The organism is Alcanivorax sp. HI0044 (assembly GCF_001634945.1).
The window spans coordinates 1-922 of the sequence record NZ_LWEZ01001544.1 but is presented as its reverse complement, the minus strand read 5'-3'; the positions used below and the strand labels follow the sequence as shown (position 1 = coordinate 922).

Genomic DNA, 922 nt, shown 5'->3' with positions numbered 1-922 from the left:
TACGTCCCCGGAATGTTTCCCCTGAGTTGCTAAGCTTTTGACGGCTGGGTGTGTATGACGGAATCAGGTTGCTTAGTACCTGGGACTGATCAGAAGTGATGCGCAATTGCTCATCAATTTCGTCGCGGGTAATGACGGTAACTTTTTGGGAGGTCTTGCCAACTTCGCTATTGGCGCGAGTGGCAGAAACCGTAATGGCCCCCAGTTCGTTAGCGTCCGACTCCGCGATGGCAAGTGGTGAAGCTGCAAGCGTGAACAATGAGATAGGCAAGCCAATAAAGTAAGTACGGAGCACGGGGGCTCTCCTTATTGTAAGCAATGTAAATTCAGGCGTTGAAAGCTAAGGTTGGCGGGAATGATTGTCAATATCGTTTTGGTGGCGCGGGCAGCGTGGTTCTTTTAATGGGGAGGGCACGGGCTGCGGTAGAGCCCGTGCCGATGAGGCTAGAAATCTACGCTATACCCCAGGGTGTAGGTACGACCACGGCCCTTGAAGTTGTACTCGTCACTCACGCGGGCGGCCTGGGAGTAGTAGGTGAAGTAGTCTTCATCCGTCAGGTTCTCGATACCCAGATCCAGTTTACCTGCGGGTAGCTTGTAGCTGACCATGGCGTCGACCAGGCTGTAGCCGTCAAAGTCCAGGTCCGGGTCATCAAAGCCGCGGCTGAAGAAATGGCTGACTTGCAGATAGGATGAGACGGTGCGGCTCCAGCCGGCATTCCAGCTCATCTGTACCGTGTCGGGGGCAATGCTCAGGCCGCTCAGTTCGGTATCGACAACGCCGTTGCCGTCGGTGTCGGATTCGCCGTCCTCGTGGGAATAGGACAGTTTGACGCGGTGGGCGTCGTTAATCTGCATGTGCCCGGACAGTTCCACGCCCTGGATTTCGGTTTTCTCCCGGCTGCCTTCAAAGGTGCCGGTA

Annotated in this window: 1 protein-coding gene and 1 pseudogene; both read right to left on the bottom strand. The window is 55.4% G+C overall.

Annotated elements, in window-relative coordinates; genetic code table 11:
* Positions 1-295: pseudogene (locus A3730_RS30605) on the bottom strand (TonB-dependent receptor); the annotation flags it as partial.
* Between the two features lie 149 nt (positions 296-444).
* The coding region (locus tag A3730_RS23295) for a TonB-dependent receptor domain-containing protein (RefSeq protein ID WP_156501320.1) at positions 445-922 on the bottom strand (478 nt) is incomplete at its 5' end.